This window comes from Legionella maceachernii, assembly GCF_900167045.1.
In the GTDB taxonomy this organism is placed as follows: Bacteria; Pseudomonadota; Gammaproteobacteria; order Legionellales; family Legionellaceae; genus Tatlockia; species Tatlockia maceachernii.
On the sequence record NZ_FUXJ01000004.1, the window covers coordinates 1 to 16936 of the forward strand.

Genomic DNA, 16936 nt, shown 5'->3' on the forward strand with positions numbered 1-16936 from the left:
AGGTACTATTGCTGTTAAGCAATTTAATGCTGTTTCGCGAATCTTAGAATCTGGGTTATTGAGATTATTTATAACAAGATCAACAAACGTTGTTAGCGTTTCTTTATCGAGAAATGGTGCTATTGTTGCTAAGCAATTTAATGCTGCTTGGTGAAGATTAGTTTCTTGATTATTAAGATTGGTTTTAACCGATCCCACAAGCGTTGTTAGTGTTTCTTTATCCAGAAGCGGTACTATTGCTGCAAAGCATTTTAATGCGGCTTGGCGAACTCCTTCATGTTCGTCATGGAGTTTATTTTTAACCGATTCCACAAGCGTTGTTAGCGTTTCTTTCTCTAAAACAGGTGCTATGGTGGCTAAGCAATATAATGCTGTATAGCGAATAATCCACTCTTGAACATTGAATTTGTTAGTAACGGATTCAACAACCGTTGCTAGCATTTCTTTTTCTAAACCAGGTGCCATGACGGGTAGGCAAATTAATGCGGCTTGGCAAACATTCCGATAAGGGTCATGAAGTTTGTTTTTAACTGATTCAACAAGTATTGCTAGCGTTTCTTTCTCTAAAGCAGGTGCTATAGCGGCTAAGCAAGTTAATGCCTTTTCGCGAACCTCCGAATCTTGATTATTGAGATTATTTATAACAGGATCAATAAGCGTTGTTAGCGTTTCTTTATCGAAAACCGGTGCTATAGTTACAAAGTCATCTAATGCTACTAGGCGAGTATTAGGATTATTAAGATTAATTTTTAAACGCTCAGCAAGCGTTGCTAGCGTTCCTTTCTCTAAAACGGGCGCTATGGTAACTAAGCAATTTAATGCGACTTGGCGAACACCCCAATCATTGTCATGGAGTTTGTTTTTAACAGGCTCAACAAGCGTTGCTAGCGTTTCTTTCGCTAAAACGGGTGCTAGGAGGGCTAAGCAAGTCAATGCAGCTTGGCGAACACCCCAATCATTGTCATTAAGTTTGTTTTTAACAGGCTCAAAAAGCGTAATTAGCGTTTCTTTCTCTAAAGCAGGGGCTAGCTCTGTTAGACAATTTAATGCTGCTTGGCAAGCCTTCGGATCTTGATCATGAAGTTTGGATACTATCTCTGTAATATCTAACGAAACGTGCCGAATCATGCCAAGGAGTTTTAACCCTCGCAATCGCTTGGATAAGCTTAATTGAGGGTTTTTCATCTTCTCAGCAAATTGTTTTGCTAAGGTATGCAAATAGTTGTCATCGCCGTTGCAAATCGAGCGCGCGTTGGCGAGTATTGTTAATAGCTTGATTTGGCTTGAATAAAATTCGACACCATCCTTTGCAAATAAGACAGTTTCTACTGCCCTTTGTTGCGCTTTTCTACCCGTGTGCCAGGCGCTTAAAAGGTCTTTAAGTCCTAGATAGGAATAAATGTGTACTAAAGCTTCTTGAGGTAATGGTGAAAAAAAATCAGTGTTTGTCATGCAGCAGTACCTTTTAAGTCGATTACATTAGACGATTTTCAATAACACGCGGTCCCTTATCCTTGTGATGAAGAATAGGGAGTCGATTCCTTGTTCGCACTTTCATCACGCGTGTTATGAGGTAACTGCCATTCGACTATAAACGAATACACTGTTTCAGAGAGCTTAATTTTCTTTGACGGTGGTTCACTGACCTTTGCCTCTGTTTGGTCTTGTATTTCAAGAACCAACAGATCATTTGCCACGATTTCAATGCCTGGATGCTCTGCACGAAATTTTGTTACAGCCTCGCTGGTCACTTTAGTGTTAGATACATTGACCGTTTTTAATTTGCTGAGAGTGGCCAACGTTTTAAAAACGTCGTTATCAATTTGAGTGTTTTGTAAATCCAAATGCTCAAGATTTTCATTGCCTTTTAGATGACCTATACCATCACTCGTTATTTTAGTTCTAGCCACGTTTAACTGTCTTAGTTTAGGCATCGTTGTTAATGTTTTCAGGGCTTCATCTTCAATTTTAGTTTTCTGTAAATGAAATTCTTCGATAGTCGCATGATTGGTAAAACAAAGCAGACCAGTACTAGTAACTCTCGTGTAGGATAAATTTAATTGCCTTAATTTAGGCAGGGTTGCTAATACTTTGAGGGCTTCATCTTCAATTTCAGTCTGTTGTAAATGGAATTCTTCAATAGTGGCATTATTTTTAAAATAAAGCAGACCAGTACTATTAACTCCCGTGTAAGATAAATTTAACTGCCTTAAATTCGGTAGGGTTGCTAGAATTTCTAGAGCTTGCAAGGGTTCACCCTCTATTTCGGTGTGATGTAGGTTTAATTCCTCAATCACACTGTTACCCTTTAAATAAAGAACTCCCTTATTGGTTACCCATGTGTTGGATATATTTAACTTTCTTAATTTAGCCATGGTTGAAAACACTGCGAGAGCTGGGTCTCCTATTTCAGTCTCTGATAAATTGATTTCCTCAAAAGTCTTATTTTTCCGAAGAAGAAGAATACCTGTATCAGTAATGCTCTCTTGATTACCTGACATATCTAATCTTTTTAGAGATTTATTTCTCTTGGTCAAGGCGAGTAAGGTGGCATTACTAACATCAGTGCTCGCGAGGCTAAGTTCTTCAAGGACATTATTGTCAATAAATGATTTTGCATTTTCATCATTCAAATTACTGTTGTTATAAAGCTTTAAGGTTTTAATCGTCTTATTTGCTGCTAAGTCTTTTGCTGCTTCATCGATACCATTATCGGACAAGTCCACATATTCTAAAGTGGTTGTGGTTGCTACGATGCGGGCTCCCTCGTTGCCCAAATCATTTAATGTGAGATCAAGTCCCTTAAGAGTAGGAAAGTGGACGAGTGCTCTAAGTCCATCACGGCGAACATTGTGCCCAGTTAAATTAATAAAATGAATGGATGGGTTTTTGGTTAGAAAAGAAATAAGGACATTTAATACATCATTATCATCAATGTCGTCGTCCATTTTCGACAAATCGAGTTCGTTACTTCCAGTGGTATAATAGGAGTTAATGATTTCTTCGGTTAACATAATTTGCCCTCTATTTACGATTAAATAGATTAGGCTTTAAAAATAAGGGGATAGCTTGATGATAGGTAATCGCCTTGAAAAAAGCCTAATGCTTCTATCATGGCGATGCACCCGTTTCGTAATGGAAACTTGAATTAGTATCAGTCCTCCTCATTAATCCATTGGGGAGAAGACACATCGCAGTTTTTGAAAATGTTAAATTATTTCTCAAAAGAGACGAAATTGTATCACATTTATTATGTTATGATCAAATCGAATCACCAAAGTTAACGGTTAGATTGACCTTGTGAATCACTATAATCGAAGCTTAGTGCCGGTTAAATCGGCTTTTTTCTAAATTTTGTATCCATTTCTCCCGATTTACTTGCCCCATATCCGCCTCTTTAATGACGTAGTGAACAACGTAAAGCCCATCGTTGCCTTTGTTAACGATTTGTAATTCGTTTTGTTTAAAATTCTCAGGCGAGGCAATACGAAATTCGAAGAGCACTTGTTGGGGAGTTTCCCTAATGATGTTAACAACGGGTTGAAATCCGGAGTCTTTTAATTGTTTAAGAACAAAATCGGTATATTGTTTAGGGGTGATAGTATTTTGAATTCCCGGAATAAATTGACTGGTGACGAGTTCATGCCATTGATTAAGGTTATTGCCAGCTGGGATATACTCGACAGTAGTAATTTCATCGGTTTTCTTGCCCCAAACCGCTTGCCAAGGGCGATTATCGAAAAAAATCGTTTGAGTTTCATAATCCTTTATTTTAGGGTCAACGACAGAAGACTGAGAAGTGGGTTCGTGCGTGCAGTAAAGTGAGTCCTTGTAGGTGTAGAACTCGACACATTCTGCTCTATTGTCATGTGTAACTTTGATTAATGATTGCGGATCAACCGTAGCGTGTGCATGAGTAGCGATCGACAGGAGTGCAACCGGTGTAATTAATCCTAAAAATTTATTCATTATCATTTCTTAAGCAGTTAATGGTGAATAAGTTCTAGAGTATCGGGATGTTGGTGAATAGTAAAGGTATGTGTTCAGGATAACCGCATCTTATTTCAGCACAAGAAGTCTTCATTTTGCCTACGCGCTGTGAAGTATACAGGCATCCCGGCGATCTTGAATAAGGTTCGAAGTGGATTGCGCGTATAAAGCGCAGAACATAGACCTCTTGACTGAATAATATTCGTTAGTTGTATGTTTATTGTCTTGGAATGGAGGAGTCAAATTTCAAGACAATAGCAGGTTAGAAACCCGAAAGAACGATTTTCCCTCGTGATTTACCAGATATAAGTAATTCATGCGCTTTGTTTAAATTAGCTGCATTGATAGCACCAAAGTGCTGATTGAGAGTCGTTTTAATCACGCCTTTATCCACGAGATCCGCTACTTGAGTTAATATTCGGTGCTGATTAATCATGTCATAAGTTTTATACATCGAGCGCGTAAACATCATTTCCCAGTGAATGGAAATGCTTTTCAACTTGAAAATCCTGAAATCAAGATGCTCAGGATCATCGATTAAGGCGAATTTGGCTTGCGGTTTAAGACAGTTGACTAATTCTTCTGCATGCTCGCCACTGTGCGTTAAGCTAATCACATAATCGACTTGACCAATGCCTAGTTTTTCCAGCTGTTCCAGCATCGGCTTGTTATGGTCAATGACATGATGCGCACCGTGTTCCTTAATCCATTGTTGAGATTCTTCCCGTCCAGCGGTGCCAATAACGGTTAGCTCGGTTAGTTTACTTGCGAGTTGCACCAAAATGGAACCCACTCCGCCTGCAGCACCTGTAATGAGCAAGCTGCCTTTCTGATTCGCCGTGACATGTAATCGATCAAATAACAGTTCCCAGGCGGTAATAGCGGTTAACGGCAGGGCGGCAGCTTGTTCAAAAGACAGGCTTTTGGGTTTTAACCCCACAATGCGCTCATCAACCAGAGTAAATTCACTGTTACAGCCCGGACGTGTTTTATCGCCTGCAAACCAAACCTCATCACCTGGATTAAAAAGAATTACCCTGTCACCCACTTCTTTAACAATGCCTGACGCATCCCACCCCAGTATGCTATGTTGACCTTCTTCAAGCTGCACTCGTCTGCGCGTTTTATAATCGACAGGATTTACCGCAATAGCCTTAATCTCTATTAATAAATCATGGCCAGTTGCTTTAGGTATGGGTAATTCGAGATCAACAAGCGGATTCATTTCTTCTTTAGATTTTGCTTTGATACAGCCAATTGCCTTCATACAATGTCCTTAAGTACTGAGTTCATTAAAGCCTAGCAACCCTAGGGTGTCCAATGCAAATCATTTAAGCAGTGGAAAGAGAAGTGCCCTGAAAAGAGATTACCTTATTAGAGATAGATTTAGCAAAGGATGTATTTAATTAATGGGTGTAGTGTACGCTTTGGGCTTGGCCCAACCCATTCAATTCCCTATGCAGGGTAAAATGCGGGTAGTAGATAAAAAGAAAGGTATTGATGTTCAACCATGAGATGCGCGCTTGCCTGATCTTGCAGAGTTGAAAAACAACGATGGAAGACTTGTAGTATACTTAGAAAAATAATCTAAGGTGGACCCTGGTGATGAAAACGATATTAGTAGGTTTATTGGTACTTTGGGGAAGCTTAGTGAATGCTGCTGCATCAGATCCGATGACCATTAACGTGAACCCCAAGCAATCGAAATTTCAGATTACCTTACCCTCTAATCCAACTACAGGTTACCAATGGACAGTGACCCAATATGACAAATCTTTTTTGCAACTCATCTCAAGCCAGTATATTGCACCGCAATCCAACTTGATAGGAGCGGGTGGACAAATGTCCTTTACTTTTGAGTTAGTTGAGGGCAAATCTTACCCAGCAACCACTGCCATAAATTTAAAGTACGCCAGACCTTGGGAACCTGAAAATGGGACTGCTAAAACAGTAACTGTTAATTTTCAGAGCACTAAACCCTGATTTATTGTTTAATTTCATACAAATACTGCCGTTTTCCCATTGTTTTTAAAGCGCTGATCAGTTACTTTATTTGCTGAATTTTCTGATTAGGGATGATAAATGAAACGGCTTTGTCTTAAGTCCGCTACCTTTGCTCTAATGGCTTTATTCTTAACTCAGTCTTTCTCCCATGCAGTGACTTTCTATGGTTTAGAAAGTGTCGATCACTATCACGGCAAAACCAATGGCGCTTTCTTTATTCAATTAGGGAATTTTTCGGCTAAATTAAATGCCTACCATTTTCAGGAAAAAATGCAGGCGAAGATTGCTCAACCCATTAAAATTGAACGAAGAGGGGGAAACTATGTCGTTATGGTCGGGCCTTTACGTTCGATAGCAGAAGTAAAGACCGTTGTTGCTCAGGCAAGGTCGAGAGTGGTGCGTAAGCCAATTTCCGAAACCCCCATCACTAAACGTGGGCAAAAAGGTTATGCATCACACAAAATAATACGACCAGAAAAAGAACCGCTGGAAAAAGAACCCGTTGAGCACTTTGCCTTAATCAATGAGAATTGGTATATCGGGGTTTTAGGCGGTGTCCAATGGAATGATATTACTCATAAAATAACCGTCAACAACGGTTCCAATGCCCAGGCTCCTTACAACCAAGATACCTATCTTTCAGGTGTTCATGATCAGGCATTTGCAGGCGCTGCGGGAGGGTATCGTTGGGAGCTTAATAACAGTTGGATACCTGCGTTTGCCTTGGGATTACGCTATCACCGTGTGTTTGCTCGCGATGTGGGTAAATCTGTGCTTCAGTATTCGATGCCCGAATTTGGCAATTATAACTACAGTTGGCAAATATACTCCGATGTTGCATTAGCCACTGCCAAGCTTAACTTTTTTCAATACAGGACATTCGCACCTTATTTAAGTGGAGGGTTTGGCGCTGCTTTTAACCGCGCTCGTGGTTACAGCGAAGCTTCCCTGCCAGGAGTGACTCCGCGGATTAGCCCCGCCTTTGCGGATAATTGGACTACACAATTTGCATATAATTTGGGGGCAGGACTAGACGTTCAGTTTGGTAGTCGCATTATCGTTTCCTTAGGTTACGAATACCAAGATCTGGGCAGCGTATCCTCTGGAAGCGGCATGGGTACTTGGGCAGGGCAATCACTTAATCTAGGAAGTTATAAATCCAATGCTGCCATGTTAAGTGTGAGTTATTTATTAGGTGATCGGTAGTAGGGCCTCTTCTACTGAAGTTCCCTTTTTATAATCAGTTGGAGGGGTTGTATGGCGATGATTCGTATAGGCCTAATATGGGTTCTATCCTTTTTTTATGTTCAGGGAAGTATGGCAGCCGTCGATCCAGTGGCCTGGTCTCTTCAGCCAATCAGTGGATTTTCTCCGGTAGGTCCAGGTGGCGCTTCCACGGTCGTTTATACTTTATCGAATAACCTTCCGTTTACTACTACGATTAACACAACATTTATTAAAAGCCATGAGTGGTTTTATATTCAAGATAATTGCAATGGCTATCCATTATTTCCAGGCACTAGTTGTTTAATAGCGATCACCTTTTTTCCGCAGGGCGTTGGCACCTCATTCATCCAGCTTACTTATGGGTATCACTTGAATCGTATCCCTTTACCACCTTTACTAGCGGTAGCCAATGGGCCGACGCCACCTTCAAGTTGCAGTGTAGTAGGCAGTAACCCACTCCCTTTGCCGGTAAACACTTATCAGTTTGCAGATAATTTGGTTAAATTTGTGTTCACAAACCCTTGCTCGAATGCACCAGCGATTTTAGGACCTGTGAACCTTAATGTCAGTTTTTCAGCTGGTATACAGGCAGTGGTAAATAATTCGCAAGCTGTAGTCACTACTGGTTCTGATACGTGTTCAAACCAAACGCTTCCGCCGCAAGGAAGTTGCTCTATACTCGCTTCTATTGTGCCACAAAATCCGGCTGCAAATATGGTTGTATCAGCCAGTGTGACATCAGGAGGCCAAGTGGCAACTGCTTCAACCTCATCGAGAGTAAACAGCAATAATCCAAGTACCCATGTTGTCCATTTTGTTAATCAATGCCCTTTTAATGTTTGGTACGGAATAGCGAATGGGAGTGGAGGGTCAAACTCACCTGACCCCACGCCTGGAAGCCAACCCAACGGTGCCCCTGCTTCTTCCTATCTGCTTCCTGCACAATTACCCGGCCAAGCTCCTAGTGTTATCAATCTTGTCGTCCCCGAATACATTAACGGTGCAATATGGCCGCGAACGGGTTGTGCTTTCCAGGGTAGTTCTTTTGTTTGCGAAACCGGTAACTGCACGTCGCTTCCCGATTCCGGAACCTGTGTTACATCCGGTATACCCAATACAACGCCTCAACCTATACCGCCTTTTACTAAATTTGAGTTTACGATTAATAGTGCTGGTGCAGATGGAGTTTATGATGTTTCATTAATTAATGGATTTAATGTCCCAGTGGAGATTAAAGGGCTGGGCCCAACTTCAAGTGACCCCTTTTCTTGTACGGGGGCAGGGGCTGTCATTCAACCTCAGGGTTCAACGTTAGGATCATGTTCTTGGCAATTTAATCCCGGTGATCCCAACGTTTCTGGCTTAGATCCGCTTAATGTGGTTTGGGTTAGCGCAGGACCCCCCGATAATTGTACGTCTAATAGCAGTTGTGCAGGGGGGCTCGTATGCGGAATGGCCTTTGATAATATACTTGCGCCGAATACGATCAATAGACGTTGTGGGGAGTTTATTGGTTATACAACTCTAGCGAATTATATTGGCTATTCTAGTGCTTCTCAATGGGGGTCAAGCACTTTTAACCTCTATAATCAATATGGTATGGGTAATCTGCTGGGAGCCTCTTATGGGCAATTCCCTATAACCCCTCCGCCGACTCCAGCTAATGCTAACTTTGGCAATATGCTTGGATGCCAAATCACGACGACGGATGCACTTGATTCTTGCTATAACAACGCAAATACCAATTTAGCCAATTGTTGCGGGTGTGTCGATTGGGACACCAGTCCCATCCCTACTGCAGTCGCTGCTTCATGCCTTAACAAAAATCCTGATTGGACTACCAACTTGATAGGGACTATTACTGCGCAAAAGGCTATTATGTGGTTAAAAAAGACTTGTCCAACTGCCTATTCTTATCAATTTGATGACCAGTCAAGCTCTTTTACCTGCACACCTCCGGGATTAGTCAGCTATCAAATCACTTTTTGCCCTGGGGGAATTACTTCGTTACCTACAGGAGCTGTTGATGGGCGACTGAGTTAATATCCTACTTAAAATGAAAGGGACTTTATTAGCCCCTTTCAATAAAATCCTCCAAACTTTTGCGTTCAGGGTATTAGGGGGTAATTTTTCTGTCTTCTGCCTCATGCGTATGGTCTTTCTTGTTTTCAAGAGCTTCTGCATCAGGGATGACTTCATCGAGTTTAAAATAAGCCCCCGTAGTAGGATTGCGTCTTAAAAACGGATCCTTTGGATGACGCTCTTTTATCTCTAAAATCTGACGTAAATCGTAGATTTCCTCAGATACTCCGCTCGCAACTGAGGGATTGGGTAATCTCACTGGTATTCGAGGAATCCCATGTGCATAAGCAACGAGCTCATCTCCCGAATCTTTAAAAACGCGACCAGTGACCATTTGACTAAATCTTTCTTCCGGATTTTCAGCCATGATGGAATTGATAATGTGCTTCTGCATGGGGGCATTAAATCTGTCCCACCGACCTCTAATTTCTTTGGGGATAAGTGCCCAGGTTTTTTCATCAACATTTATCTGTGCAGGTTTTTCTTCTTTGACCCCCAATAAAAAAAGCAGCTTACGCGGAGAAACAGAGGTAATTGTTCTGCTGGAGGTCATAATGCTTGTATCCCGGGTGACTTGCACCTCAACGAAGGATTCGATGAAATCGAGATAGTCTTTTTGCTGTAATAAACCAAAGAGTTTATCAACTGCTTTTTTTTGTTTTTCGGAAGGGGGATGCTGGGTGCTCTCTCGTACAATTAATTGTGAACCGGTATTATTAACCCGGTAATTTTGATCGCAATCGATGTATTTTAATAACACTTCAAGAATCTGTTTGGTCAGGATTGTCAGTTTGAGCTTAAATTGACGCCTTTTCACATCATGTAAATTTGAAGCCATTTATTTCTCCAGAGGATTAATTGTTTTAATTGTATATTTTTTATACATTCAAATCAAGATGTTTATTCTGGAAGCGTTTGAGTAAGGCAAACCTCAAAATCTTTAGTTAATCAAACGCTTCTCGCAATAAAGTATCATCTCATTTCTCTATGATTGTGAGCATCAATTTCGATGCTTCTTATGCCTGGCTGCAGGGCTGACAATGGTTTGATCAATGCCTTTATTAAATAAATCTGCGGAATAAAGGGGGCGAATTGTCACAACAGTGCCTGCAAAATTATTTTTTACATTCGCAGCCTTCACGAAATCGTGATTTAGCCATTTCGCATCGTCAATAAACATGCGAACGCATCCGTGGCTTGCTCGATAGCCTGGGATATCTTCCGAGCCGTGTAAGGCAAAACCTTTATGGAAAAACATGCAATAGGGCATACTGGCGCCTCCTTTTCCTGCCGGAAACGCATTCGAGACGCAATTTTCACCTTCTTTGCTAAATACCCTAAAGATACCAGTTAAAGTCCGGCAAGTTTTGCTGCTGTTATCCGAGCATTGGTCGCTGCCTGATGAAATAGGTCCCCATTTAATTAATTGCCCTTGTTCGTCGTAAGCGCCCCAAGCCAATTTTTCTTGATCGACAATGATTTGATTATCAGAAGAAGGGGAAATCTTCAGAGGGAAGGGAGACACATCGAATAGATTAACCGTCTCTAAATTTTGTGGAACAGCAATGATTTGCCCTTCATATAAGGGATTATAAGTGCGGTTTAATCGTTGCACGAGATCGCGTTGAGTTTCATCAGGAAATAATTTTTTCCAACTTTGTCCACCTTTGATTTTAATGCATTGATATTGAGGGTACTTACATAGTCCCGAGCCATAATAGGTAGGTTCCGATCCATCCTTTCCTGCTTTTGCGAGTACGGGTAATAAGGCTAGTATCATTAAAATGATTAGTCGTTTCATGTTCAATCCCCATCTATTTTCCATAATAAAGCGGACTTGCTAAAAGAAATTGACAACGACAAATACTATGAGCAGTAGGATCACATTGGCTGATGCAAAACGGATTCTAATGTCTCACAAAATTTTTCAATTTCTTCTTCAGAATTATAGTAGTGAACCGATGCTCTTACCAATGAAGCAAGATTTCTTTTGGCTAGGTCTAAGCGTGCATATTCTTGTAATGAGATTGAAACATTAATATGATATTTTCTCAGTTGCTCTTGGATAAAAACCGGCTCTTTATTTTTACACGTGAAAGTAACAATTCCGCACTTATTTTTTCCAAGATCTTGAAGAGTGACGCCTTTAATCGTTTTTAATCGCTCCCTTAACTGTGCAGCTAAAATTTGGATTCTTTGCCAAGTTACACTAATGCCGAGTTCCAGAGCATAATGAATAGCAACTGCCAGGCCAATTTTACCAGCAACATTTTGTTCCCAGGTTTCAAAACGACGAGCGTCTGTTCTTAGCTGATAATCGTTATCAGCTATCCATTGCGCCGCGTGAAGATCGACAAAGGGTGGTTCATATTGGCTAATGATGGATTTGCGAGCATATAAAAATCCTGTTCCGCGTGGACCTCGCAGATATTTTCGTCCGGTAGCACATAAAAAATCACAACCAATTTCTTGCACATCAATAGGCATTTGTCCTACGGATTGGGTTGTATCAACCAGATAAGGAACGCCATGCTTTTTGGCTATTTTTCCTGCTGCAACGATAGGATTTATTAATCCACCTTGAGTAGGCACATGAGTGAGCGCGATTAATTTAACTTTTTCATCCAATTTTTTTTCTAAATCTTCTAAATCAAGTTGCCCGGTTTCATCATTCGCAATCACTACAATTTCCACGCCTTGTTGCTTCGCCCGATGAAGAAAGGCTAAGTAATTACTTGCGTATTCGCAAACGGAGGTAACTATTTTGTCTCCTTTTTGCAATTTAAAACTATAAAAAGCCATCTCCCAAGCGCGTGTGGCGTTTTCAGCGAAGGCAATCTCTTCCGGATCACAATTGATCAGTCGAGCGGCGTGTTGATACAGTTGCTCAGACTGGTCAAAATGATAGTCTGCTGCTTCATAACCGCCCCTATTTGCTTCCAAGTCCAGATGGTTTTTTACTGCATTGAGCACGGGTATCGGGGGTAGAGATGCTCCTGCATTGTTCAAATGTAACACTTGGCTACAGCCAGGGGTGTCCTGTCTTAGTTTTTCAATTTTTAATGAGTGCATGCAAAGTCCTAATCGGTTTATAAGACAATCTATAGTCGCGCACGCGAATTCAACGCGTCAAAATTTGCCCTACAATCTTACTCGCCCACGCACAATTAAGGAAGCGGCGGCCAATTTTCCAAGGACGTGTACTATCTATGCTTAACAAGGGTTGTTACTGGCGATTTGAATACCCCATGTTCGCATGAGAATCTATAAATAAAATCCATAAAGTATAAAATATGCTATTTTTGTAAGAGAGCGGGATACCCTAAAGATGCCCACACACCCTACCCGAAACACTAGAGTTCAGCTCGAATTACTCATTCAAAAAAAGAATACTCTTGCTGCCTGTCAATCCAGCACTGGAGTCTCTGAAGTGAGGTCAGCTGAAATCTCGCCAAGCAATCCTGTAGCGATTCATGAACTGGCCGAACACATTGCCGATTTTATCCCTACCAGCGATGTACTCCCCCTCATCGATGAAAAAACCGGTGAGGAAAGCACAAGGAAAATCACCCCGCTTGCCGATTTTGTCTCAGCGAACCGCTTTTTTTACCATTTAACTCAACCCCGGCATTTAGCCAGCAAACTGTTATTGTTCACTGCGCAAGGCAAAGAAGAGGAGGTGGTAAACTTCTTTGCGATGTCACCCCATTTAATTCGCAGCTTAATCGCCAGAAATGATGTTGAAGATTATTCTGGAAGGCGCTTTAAAAACATCTCTGCTTTCCAGTATGCGTTATGGGCAAGGGATTGGCATCTATGGGAGAGAATGTTGAAAGCCTTAGATGAGGCTTATGCTCGCGCATTACCGACTGAAGAATGGGAGGCACTTCCAGAACACCAACGAAACCAAGTGATGACGCTGACTAAAGTCGAGGTAGCCGACATACGAACCCGTTTAAAGCAACAATATGATGAGGTAGTGGGTAAAGGGCTTGATTATACGATTACCAGAATGGGTGAAAACGGTGAACCCATGGTTGTGCACGTTAAAGGGGAAACCCACTTTGACTTAATAGGCCCCGAGTTTTGTTTGATGCCACAAGAAGCTAACTTTGCCCCTGAAAAAGGCAAAATTTATATCAAGATTGAACAAGGTGCGCTGCATTACAGGTTGATTAGTTTATCAGGGGAACCCGTGTCCGCAAGCATTCCTTTAGAACGGCTAGCACCGCTTACGCAATTAAGCACCGCTGAAGACATAAAACCTTTTATTACTCCTCTCTTAAAAATTACTTCGATGCGCGGACATACCCATCCCCAAGCACTGATTAGTAGTTTAAAGACCTACTATGAACAATGTAGCAACTGGAATGGGTCTCAGATGGAAAACCACTGGTGTCATGTGGTGGGTATGGCTCAGCGTGAAGTGCCTGTCCATATTGCCCAGGAATACTGCCGTACCGATTTGGCATTAAGAAAAGAGCGGTCATTCACCGAGCTTGAATTTCCCAGGACGCTAGAATTTGATAATTGGATAAATGATAAAGCTGAATCATGGTTCCCTCTACACTTGAATAATAAACTCGGTGAGGGTTTTGCCATATATAATTATGGCTCGCGCATGGGGTTGCGGCGAGGTCCGTGGCGGGGTAAAGAGGTGTGCCCGGGGGCGACACAACGTGTTTCGCGCTGGCTCGACGACTTCCAGAATTTGTGCGGCTTGTTAGCCCTATGCGAAGTCAGATCTAAGCAGGTTATAGAGTTAGGAAAACGTTTGTTAAAACAGGTACAAGAGGTGGGTTTGGAAGTCGAGAAAGATAAGGGCATGGCTTATCCATAGTTTGGGTTTACAGGTTGCGCCAGTTAAGCCTACCAGGTTAAAGCATAGCCGGTGATTTTGTTCATGCCAACGGAAATTTTACATTGTTCCTTAAGCAAGTTGCCATTGTTAAGCTATAATGATCTTTCATACAACAGAAGGGGCAATAAAATGCGTGGTTTTTTTTCCTATTTGCTAATCGGATTACTCACTTTTGGCTTAGTAATCAATGAAGCTTCAGCCAAGCGCTTCGGAGGCGGCAGAAGCTTTGGTGTGCAGCGTTCCTATGGCAGTCTTTTTTCATCTGCTAAAGCCCAACCTATGAAATCCTTAGGGCAGCAGGCTAATAAAAGCAAATGGGGCGGTATGTTAGGTGGTTTGCTAATTGGTAGTTTATTAACAAGCTTGTTTATGGGAAATGGATTGGGAAGCGGTTTGTTATCTTGGCTAATTTTAGGCTCAATCGCCTTTTTTATCATTAACTTTTTACGTAGAAAAATGCAGCCTGGATTTCAATCGGCACAAACGAACGCGTTTAAACAAAATCCATTTAACAATCGTTCAACGCAATTTTACGCAGGAAATTCGAGTGGTAGCTCTTTTACTACTTATCCCGCTGGGTTTGAGCCGGAAGCTTTTCTACGCGACGCTAAAGTGAAATTTATTCGCTTACAAGCAGCTTATGACCAAAAGAATTTGCAAGACTTGAGTGATTTTACCGCTCCCGAAGTGTTTGCTGAGATCACAATGCAGCTTGAAGAGCGGGGGAATGAGCTTAACAAAACAGAAGTGCTTAACTTGGAGGCGCAATTATTGGATGTGTCGCAACAGGCGGATTCCACTATGGCAAGTGTGCGCTTCACTGGAACGCTAAAGGAAAACGGCGAACAGACACAACTCGATGAAATTTGGCATTTCCGCCAATTCTTTAACAACAAAACATGGGTTGTAGGGGGTATTCAACAAGAGGTTTACCAGCCACGATAGGCGCTAATTAGCGTACCCACAAAATTTGATGGCTACAATCTAGACGACGTGCCGCGACTTGTTCGCGGCTTCTAAATTTTTACTCAGAACGGCTGAATACTGCGGAAAAACCGCAGTATGTGGATTTTTTTGAATAGCCTAATGAAAACGAAAGTTCTTTTGATACTGGCTTCAAGCTTAGCTATGCTCATAAACACGTATCCGATGCCCATCTGGATCGACAGCAACAAAATTAAGACCGAAATCCATCCTGACAGGTTCTTGGATAATGGTTAAACCCCTTTTTCGCCAGTTTTCATATCGCTCATGCACAGCCTCTGAATTGGGAACTAAAATAACGAGTTCAGACCCACCACCTAGAGGGGCCGCTGTAGCAGGCTCAACGGTGTCTTTAGACCAAAGACCCAGTCTAAATCCCTTTTCAAGAGCAAACATGACAAAAGTAGGTGAGGATTCCACAGGTTGGTTTTCAAGTAAATTGCTGTAGAAATCAGCACTGGCAAGAGGGTTTGCCACATACAGAATAACGAAATTTGGATTAAGCATAGTGAGTTCTCCGATTGATGTTATGGAGTCTCAATCGTAAAGGAACATGCTGCCAAATTTTGTCAGTAGTGTTTGATCGATTATTGCATGGATATGCCATTTAATTCGCGCCATTCGTTTAAAAGGGCTTGGCGTCTTTTGGGATAGCGATGATTGATTAATGTCAGTTTTTTAATGCGATCAATCCGAAAATGACGAAAAGATTGGCGAATTTCACACCAAGCAGCTAAAACGCGGACTTGATCAAAAAAACCAATGGCGAAAGGCCAAATGACCCGTTTGGTTTCGCTGTCTTTAAGATCCACATAAGTAATTTCCATTTTATGCTCAGAGCGGATGGCTTGGCGGATCAAGGCTTGTTCCTCGTCACCCGTTGGTGTTTCATGTCCGGGGCCAACAAGAAGACCGGCTGTTTCTAATTTATTACGTAAATCATCGGGAAGTACGGCAGCAATTTTTGCCAACGCATTGTGTGATGAAAGTGCTAATCGAGAGTCCGTTCTTTTAGCTACCCATCGTGAACCCAAGACTAACGCTTCAAGCTCCTCCTCCGAAAACATCAAAGGTGGAAGCATAAAACAAGGCCGCAAACGATAACCAATTCCTGGTTCACCATCAATTTGAGCCCCTTGTGCTTGTAGCGTTTGAATATCTCGATAAAGTGTTCGCAAACTAATACCGAGCTCAGCGGCGAGCGTTGCTCCGCTTACCGGATAGCGATGGCGACGTAAGATTTGTAATAAATCAAGCAGGCGTTCTGTGCGAGACAAGGTTGGAATCCCGATAAAATCAAGAAAAAAGATCCTGCCATATTGTGGCAGGTTAAAACAATAGTTGAAACTCATTCTTCCTCATTTGGCTTTAAATTTTGAGTTAGAGGACGTAATATCTCCGGTATTTAAACCAAACGGATAATTTCATGCCAAAACTCTTTTCTTACGGCACTCTGCAATTGGCGTCAGTGCAGATGGCTACTTTCTCAAGGCATTTAGAAGGTAAAAAAGACAGCTTAAAAGGCTATGTGTTAAGGGATTTGCAAATAACGGATCCTCATGTCCTAAGGGTGAGCGGTAAGGCAGTGCATCAGATACTTGTGCCAACAGGTCAAGAGAGGGATCAAGTTGCAGGAATGGTCTTTGAGCTCACCGAGGCGGAACTAGTAAAAGCAGACGAATACGAAGTTGACGATTACGTACGAATCAACGTTCATTTGGTTTCAGGTACTGAAGCTTGGGTCTATGCTCATCGTTCAGTGATTGCTCAGAAAGTTGATTAGAGAGG

Annotated in this window: 15 protein-coding genes; 6 read left to right on the forward strand and 9 right to left on the reverse strand. The window is 41.8% G+C overall.

Translation table 11 applies throughout. The annotated features are described in order from the left end of the window. From B5D33_RS03325 to B5D33_RS03340, 4 genes are all read right to left on the reverse strand, one after another. On the reverse strand, positions 1–1452 hold a 1452-nt coding region (locus tag B5D33_RS03325; protein WP_139364740.1), incomplete at its 3' end, for a hypothetical protein. A 56-nt stretch (positions 1453–1508) separates the two neighbouring features. Further along, positions 1509–3014: a leucine-rich repeat domain-containing protein gene (locus B5D33_RS03330; protein ID WP_058451402.1), complete on the reverse strand. Its 1506-nt coding sequence runs from the start codon at positions 3012–3014 to the stop codon at positions 1509–1511. A gap of 307 nt (positions 3015–3321) precedes the next feature. Continuing rightward, positions 3322–3969 carry a hypothetical protein gene (locus B5D33_RS03335; RefSeq protein WP_058451401.1) on the reverse strand — a complete coding sequence of 216 codons (648 nt, stop codon included), beginning with the start codon at positions 3967–3969 and terminating at the stop codon, positions 3322–3324. Positions 3970–4252: 283 nt separating this feature from the next. Next, positions 4253–5257 (reverse strand): zinc-binding alcohol dehydrogenase family protein, encoded by a 1005-nt coding sequence (locus B5D33_RS03340; RefSeq protein WP_058451400.1) that lies wholly within the window; start codon positions 5255–5257, stop codon positions 4253–4255. Between the two features lie 338 nt (positions 5258–5595). Here B5D33_RS03340 and B5D33_RS03345 point away from each other — a divergent pair, with 338 nt between their 5' ends. From B5D33_RS03345 to B5D33_RS03355, 3 genes are all read left to right on the forward strand, one after another. Next, positions 5596–5973, forward strand: coding sequence for a protease inhibitor I42 family protein (locus tag B5D33_RS03345; RefSeq protein ID WP_058451399.1), 378 nt, complete (start codon positions 5596–5598; stop codon positions 5971–5973). A 99-nt stretch (positions 5974–6072) separates the two neighbouring features. After that, on the forward strand, positions 6073–7200 hold the full coding sequence (locus B5D33_RS03350) for an SPOR domain-containing protein (protein WP_058451398.1): 1128 nt from the start codon (positions 6073–6075) through the stop codon (positions 7198–7200). 51 nt (positions 7201–7251) lie between these two features. Beyond that, positions 7252–9264: a thaumatin family protein gene (locus B5D33_RS03355; RefSeq protein ID WP_058451397.1), complete on the forward strand. Its 2013-nt coding sequence runs from the start codon at positions 7252–7254 to the stop codon at positions 9262–9264. Between the two features lie 73 nt (positions 9265–9337). On the opposite strand, the gene B5D33_RS03360 is transcribed toward B5D33_RS03355, so the two are convergent. The 3 genes from B5D33_RS03360 to B5D33_RS03370 all read right to left on the reverse strand — a co-directional run bounded on the left by B5D33_RS03360 (position 9338) and on the right by B5D33_RS03370 (position 12375). Beyond that, a complete protein-coding gene (locus tag B5D33_RS03360) occupies positions 9338–10141 on the reverse strand; it encodes a hypothetical protein (protein ID WP_058451396.1) in 804 nt (267 codons plus the stop codon). Positions 10142–10303: 162 nt separating this feature from the next. Next, on the reverse strand, positions 10304–11104 hold the full coding sequence (locus B5D33_RS03365; protein WP_058451395.1) for a L,D-transpeptidase: 801 nt from the start codon (positions 11102–11104) through the stop codon (positions 10304–10306). Between the two features lie 80 nt (positions 11105–11184). Further along, a complete protein-coding gene (locus B5D33_RS03370; RefSeq protein ID WP_058451394.1) occupies positions 11185–12375 on the reverse strand; it encodes an aminotransferase class V-fold PLP-dependent enzyme in 1191 nt (396 codons plus the stop codon). A 256-nt stretch (positions 12376–12631) separates the two neighbouring features. Between B5D33_RS03370 and B5D33_RS03375 the strand changes: the two genes are divergently transcribed. Beyond that, the gene (locus tag B5D33_RS03375; protein ID WP_078767319.1) at positions 12632–14143 is read left to right on the forward strand and encodes a hypothetical protein; all 1512 of its coding nucleotides are present in this window, start codon (positions 12632–12634) and stop codon (positions 14141–14143) included. Between the two features lie 150 nt (positions 14144–14293). Next, complete coding sequence (locus B5D33_RS03380) at positions 14294–15109, forward strand: Tim44 domain-containing protein (protein WP_058453244.1); 816 nt, start codon at positions 14294–14296, stop codon at positions 15107–15109. Positions 15110–15286: 177 nt separating this feature from the next. Here B5D33_RS03380 and B5D33_RS03385 read toward each other — a convergent pair whose 3' ends face one another. Together B5D33_RS03385 and B5D33_RS03390 are read right to left on the reverse strand one after the other, a co-directional pair. Then, positions 15287–15655, reverse strand: a complete 369-nt coding sequence (locus tag B5D33_RS03385) for a VOC family protein (protein ID WP_058453243.1) — start codon at positions 15653–15655, stop codon at positions 15287–15289. Positions 15656–15735: 80 nt separating this feature from the next. After that, positions 15736–16500, reverse strand: a complete 765-nt coding sequence (locus tag B5D33_RS03390; protein ID WP_234802446.1) for a helix-turn-helix transcriptional regulator — start codon at positions 16498–16500, stop codon at positions 15736–15738. A gap of 74 nt (positions 16501–16574) precedes the next feature. On the opposite strand from B5D33_RS03390, the gene B5D33_RS03395 reads away from it, so the two are divergent. After that, complete coding sequence (locus B5D33_RS03395) at positions 16575–16931, forward strand: gamma-glutamylcyclotransferase family protein (protein WP_058453242.1); 357 nt, start codon at positions 16575–16577, stop codon at positions 16929–16931. The last annotated feature ends 5 nt before the right edge of the window (positions 16932–16936 follow it).

What these genes read in the sequence shown, in the direction of transcription:
- B5D33_RS03380 (WP_058453244.1), top strand. Translation starts at nt 14,294, where the DNA reads ATGCGTGGTTTTTTTTCCTATTTGCTAATCGGATTACTCACTTTTGGC.
- B5D33_RS03360 (WP_058451396.1), bottom strand. Translation starts at nt 10,141, where the DNA reads ATGGCTTCAAATTTACATGATGTGAAAAGGCGTCAATTTAAGCTCAAA.
- B5D33_RS03345 (WP_058451399.1), top strand. Translation starts at nt 5,596, where the DNA reads ATGAAAACGATATTAGTAGGTTTATTGGTACTTTGGGGAAGCTTAGTG.
- B5D33_RS03390 (WP_234802446.1), bottom strand. Translation starts at nt 16,500, where the DNA reads ATGAGTTTCAACTATTGTTTTAACCTGCCACAATATGGCAGGATCTTT.
- B5D33_RS03365 (WP_058451395.1), bottom strand. Translation starts at nt 11,104, where the DNA reads ATGAAACGACTAATCATTTTAATGATACTAGCCTTATTACCCGTACTC.
- B5D33_RS03330 (WP_058451402.1), bottom strand. Translation starts at nt 3,014, where the DNA reads ATGTTAACCGAAGAAATCATTAACTCCTATTATACCACTGGAAGTAAC.
- B5D33_RS03395 (WP_058453242.1), top strand. Translation starts at nt 16,575, where the DNA reads ATGCCAAAACTCTTTTCTTACGGCACTCTGCAATTGGCGTCAGTGCAG.
- B5D33_RS03340 (WP_058451400.1), bottom strand. Translation starts at nt 5,257, where the DNA reads ATGAAGGCAATTGGCTGTATCAAAGCAAAATCTAAAGAAGAAATGAAT.
- B5D33_RS03350 (WP_058451398.1), top strand. Translation starts at nt 6,073, where the DNA reads ATGAAACGGCTTTGTCTTAAGTCCGCTACCTTTGCTCTAATGGCTTTA.
- B5D33_RS03370 (WP_058451394.1), bottom strand. Translation starts at nt 12,375, where the DNA reads ATGCACTCATTAAAAATTGAAAAACTAAGACAGGACACCCCTGGCTGT.
- B5D33_RS03385 (WP_058453243.1), bottom strand. Translation starts at nt 15,655, where the DNA reads ATGCTTAATCCAAATTTCGTTATTCTGTATGTGGCAAACCCTCTTGCC.
- B5D33_RS03335 (WP_058451401.1), bottom strand. Translation starts at nt 3,969, where the DNA reads ATGAATAAATTTTTAGGATTAATTACACCGGTTGCACTCCTGTCGATC.
- B5D33_RS03375 (WP_078767319.1), top strand. Translation starts at nt 12,632, where the DNA reads ATGCCCACACACCCTACCCGAAACACTAGAGTTCAGCTCGAATTACTC.
- B5D33_RS03355 (WP_058451397.1), top strand. Translation starts at nt 7,252, where the DNA reads ATGGCGATGATTCGTATAGGCCTAATATGGGTTCTATCCTTTTTTTAT.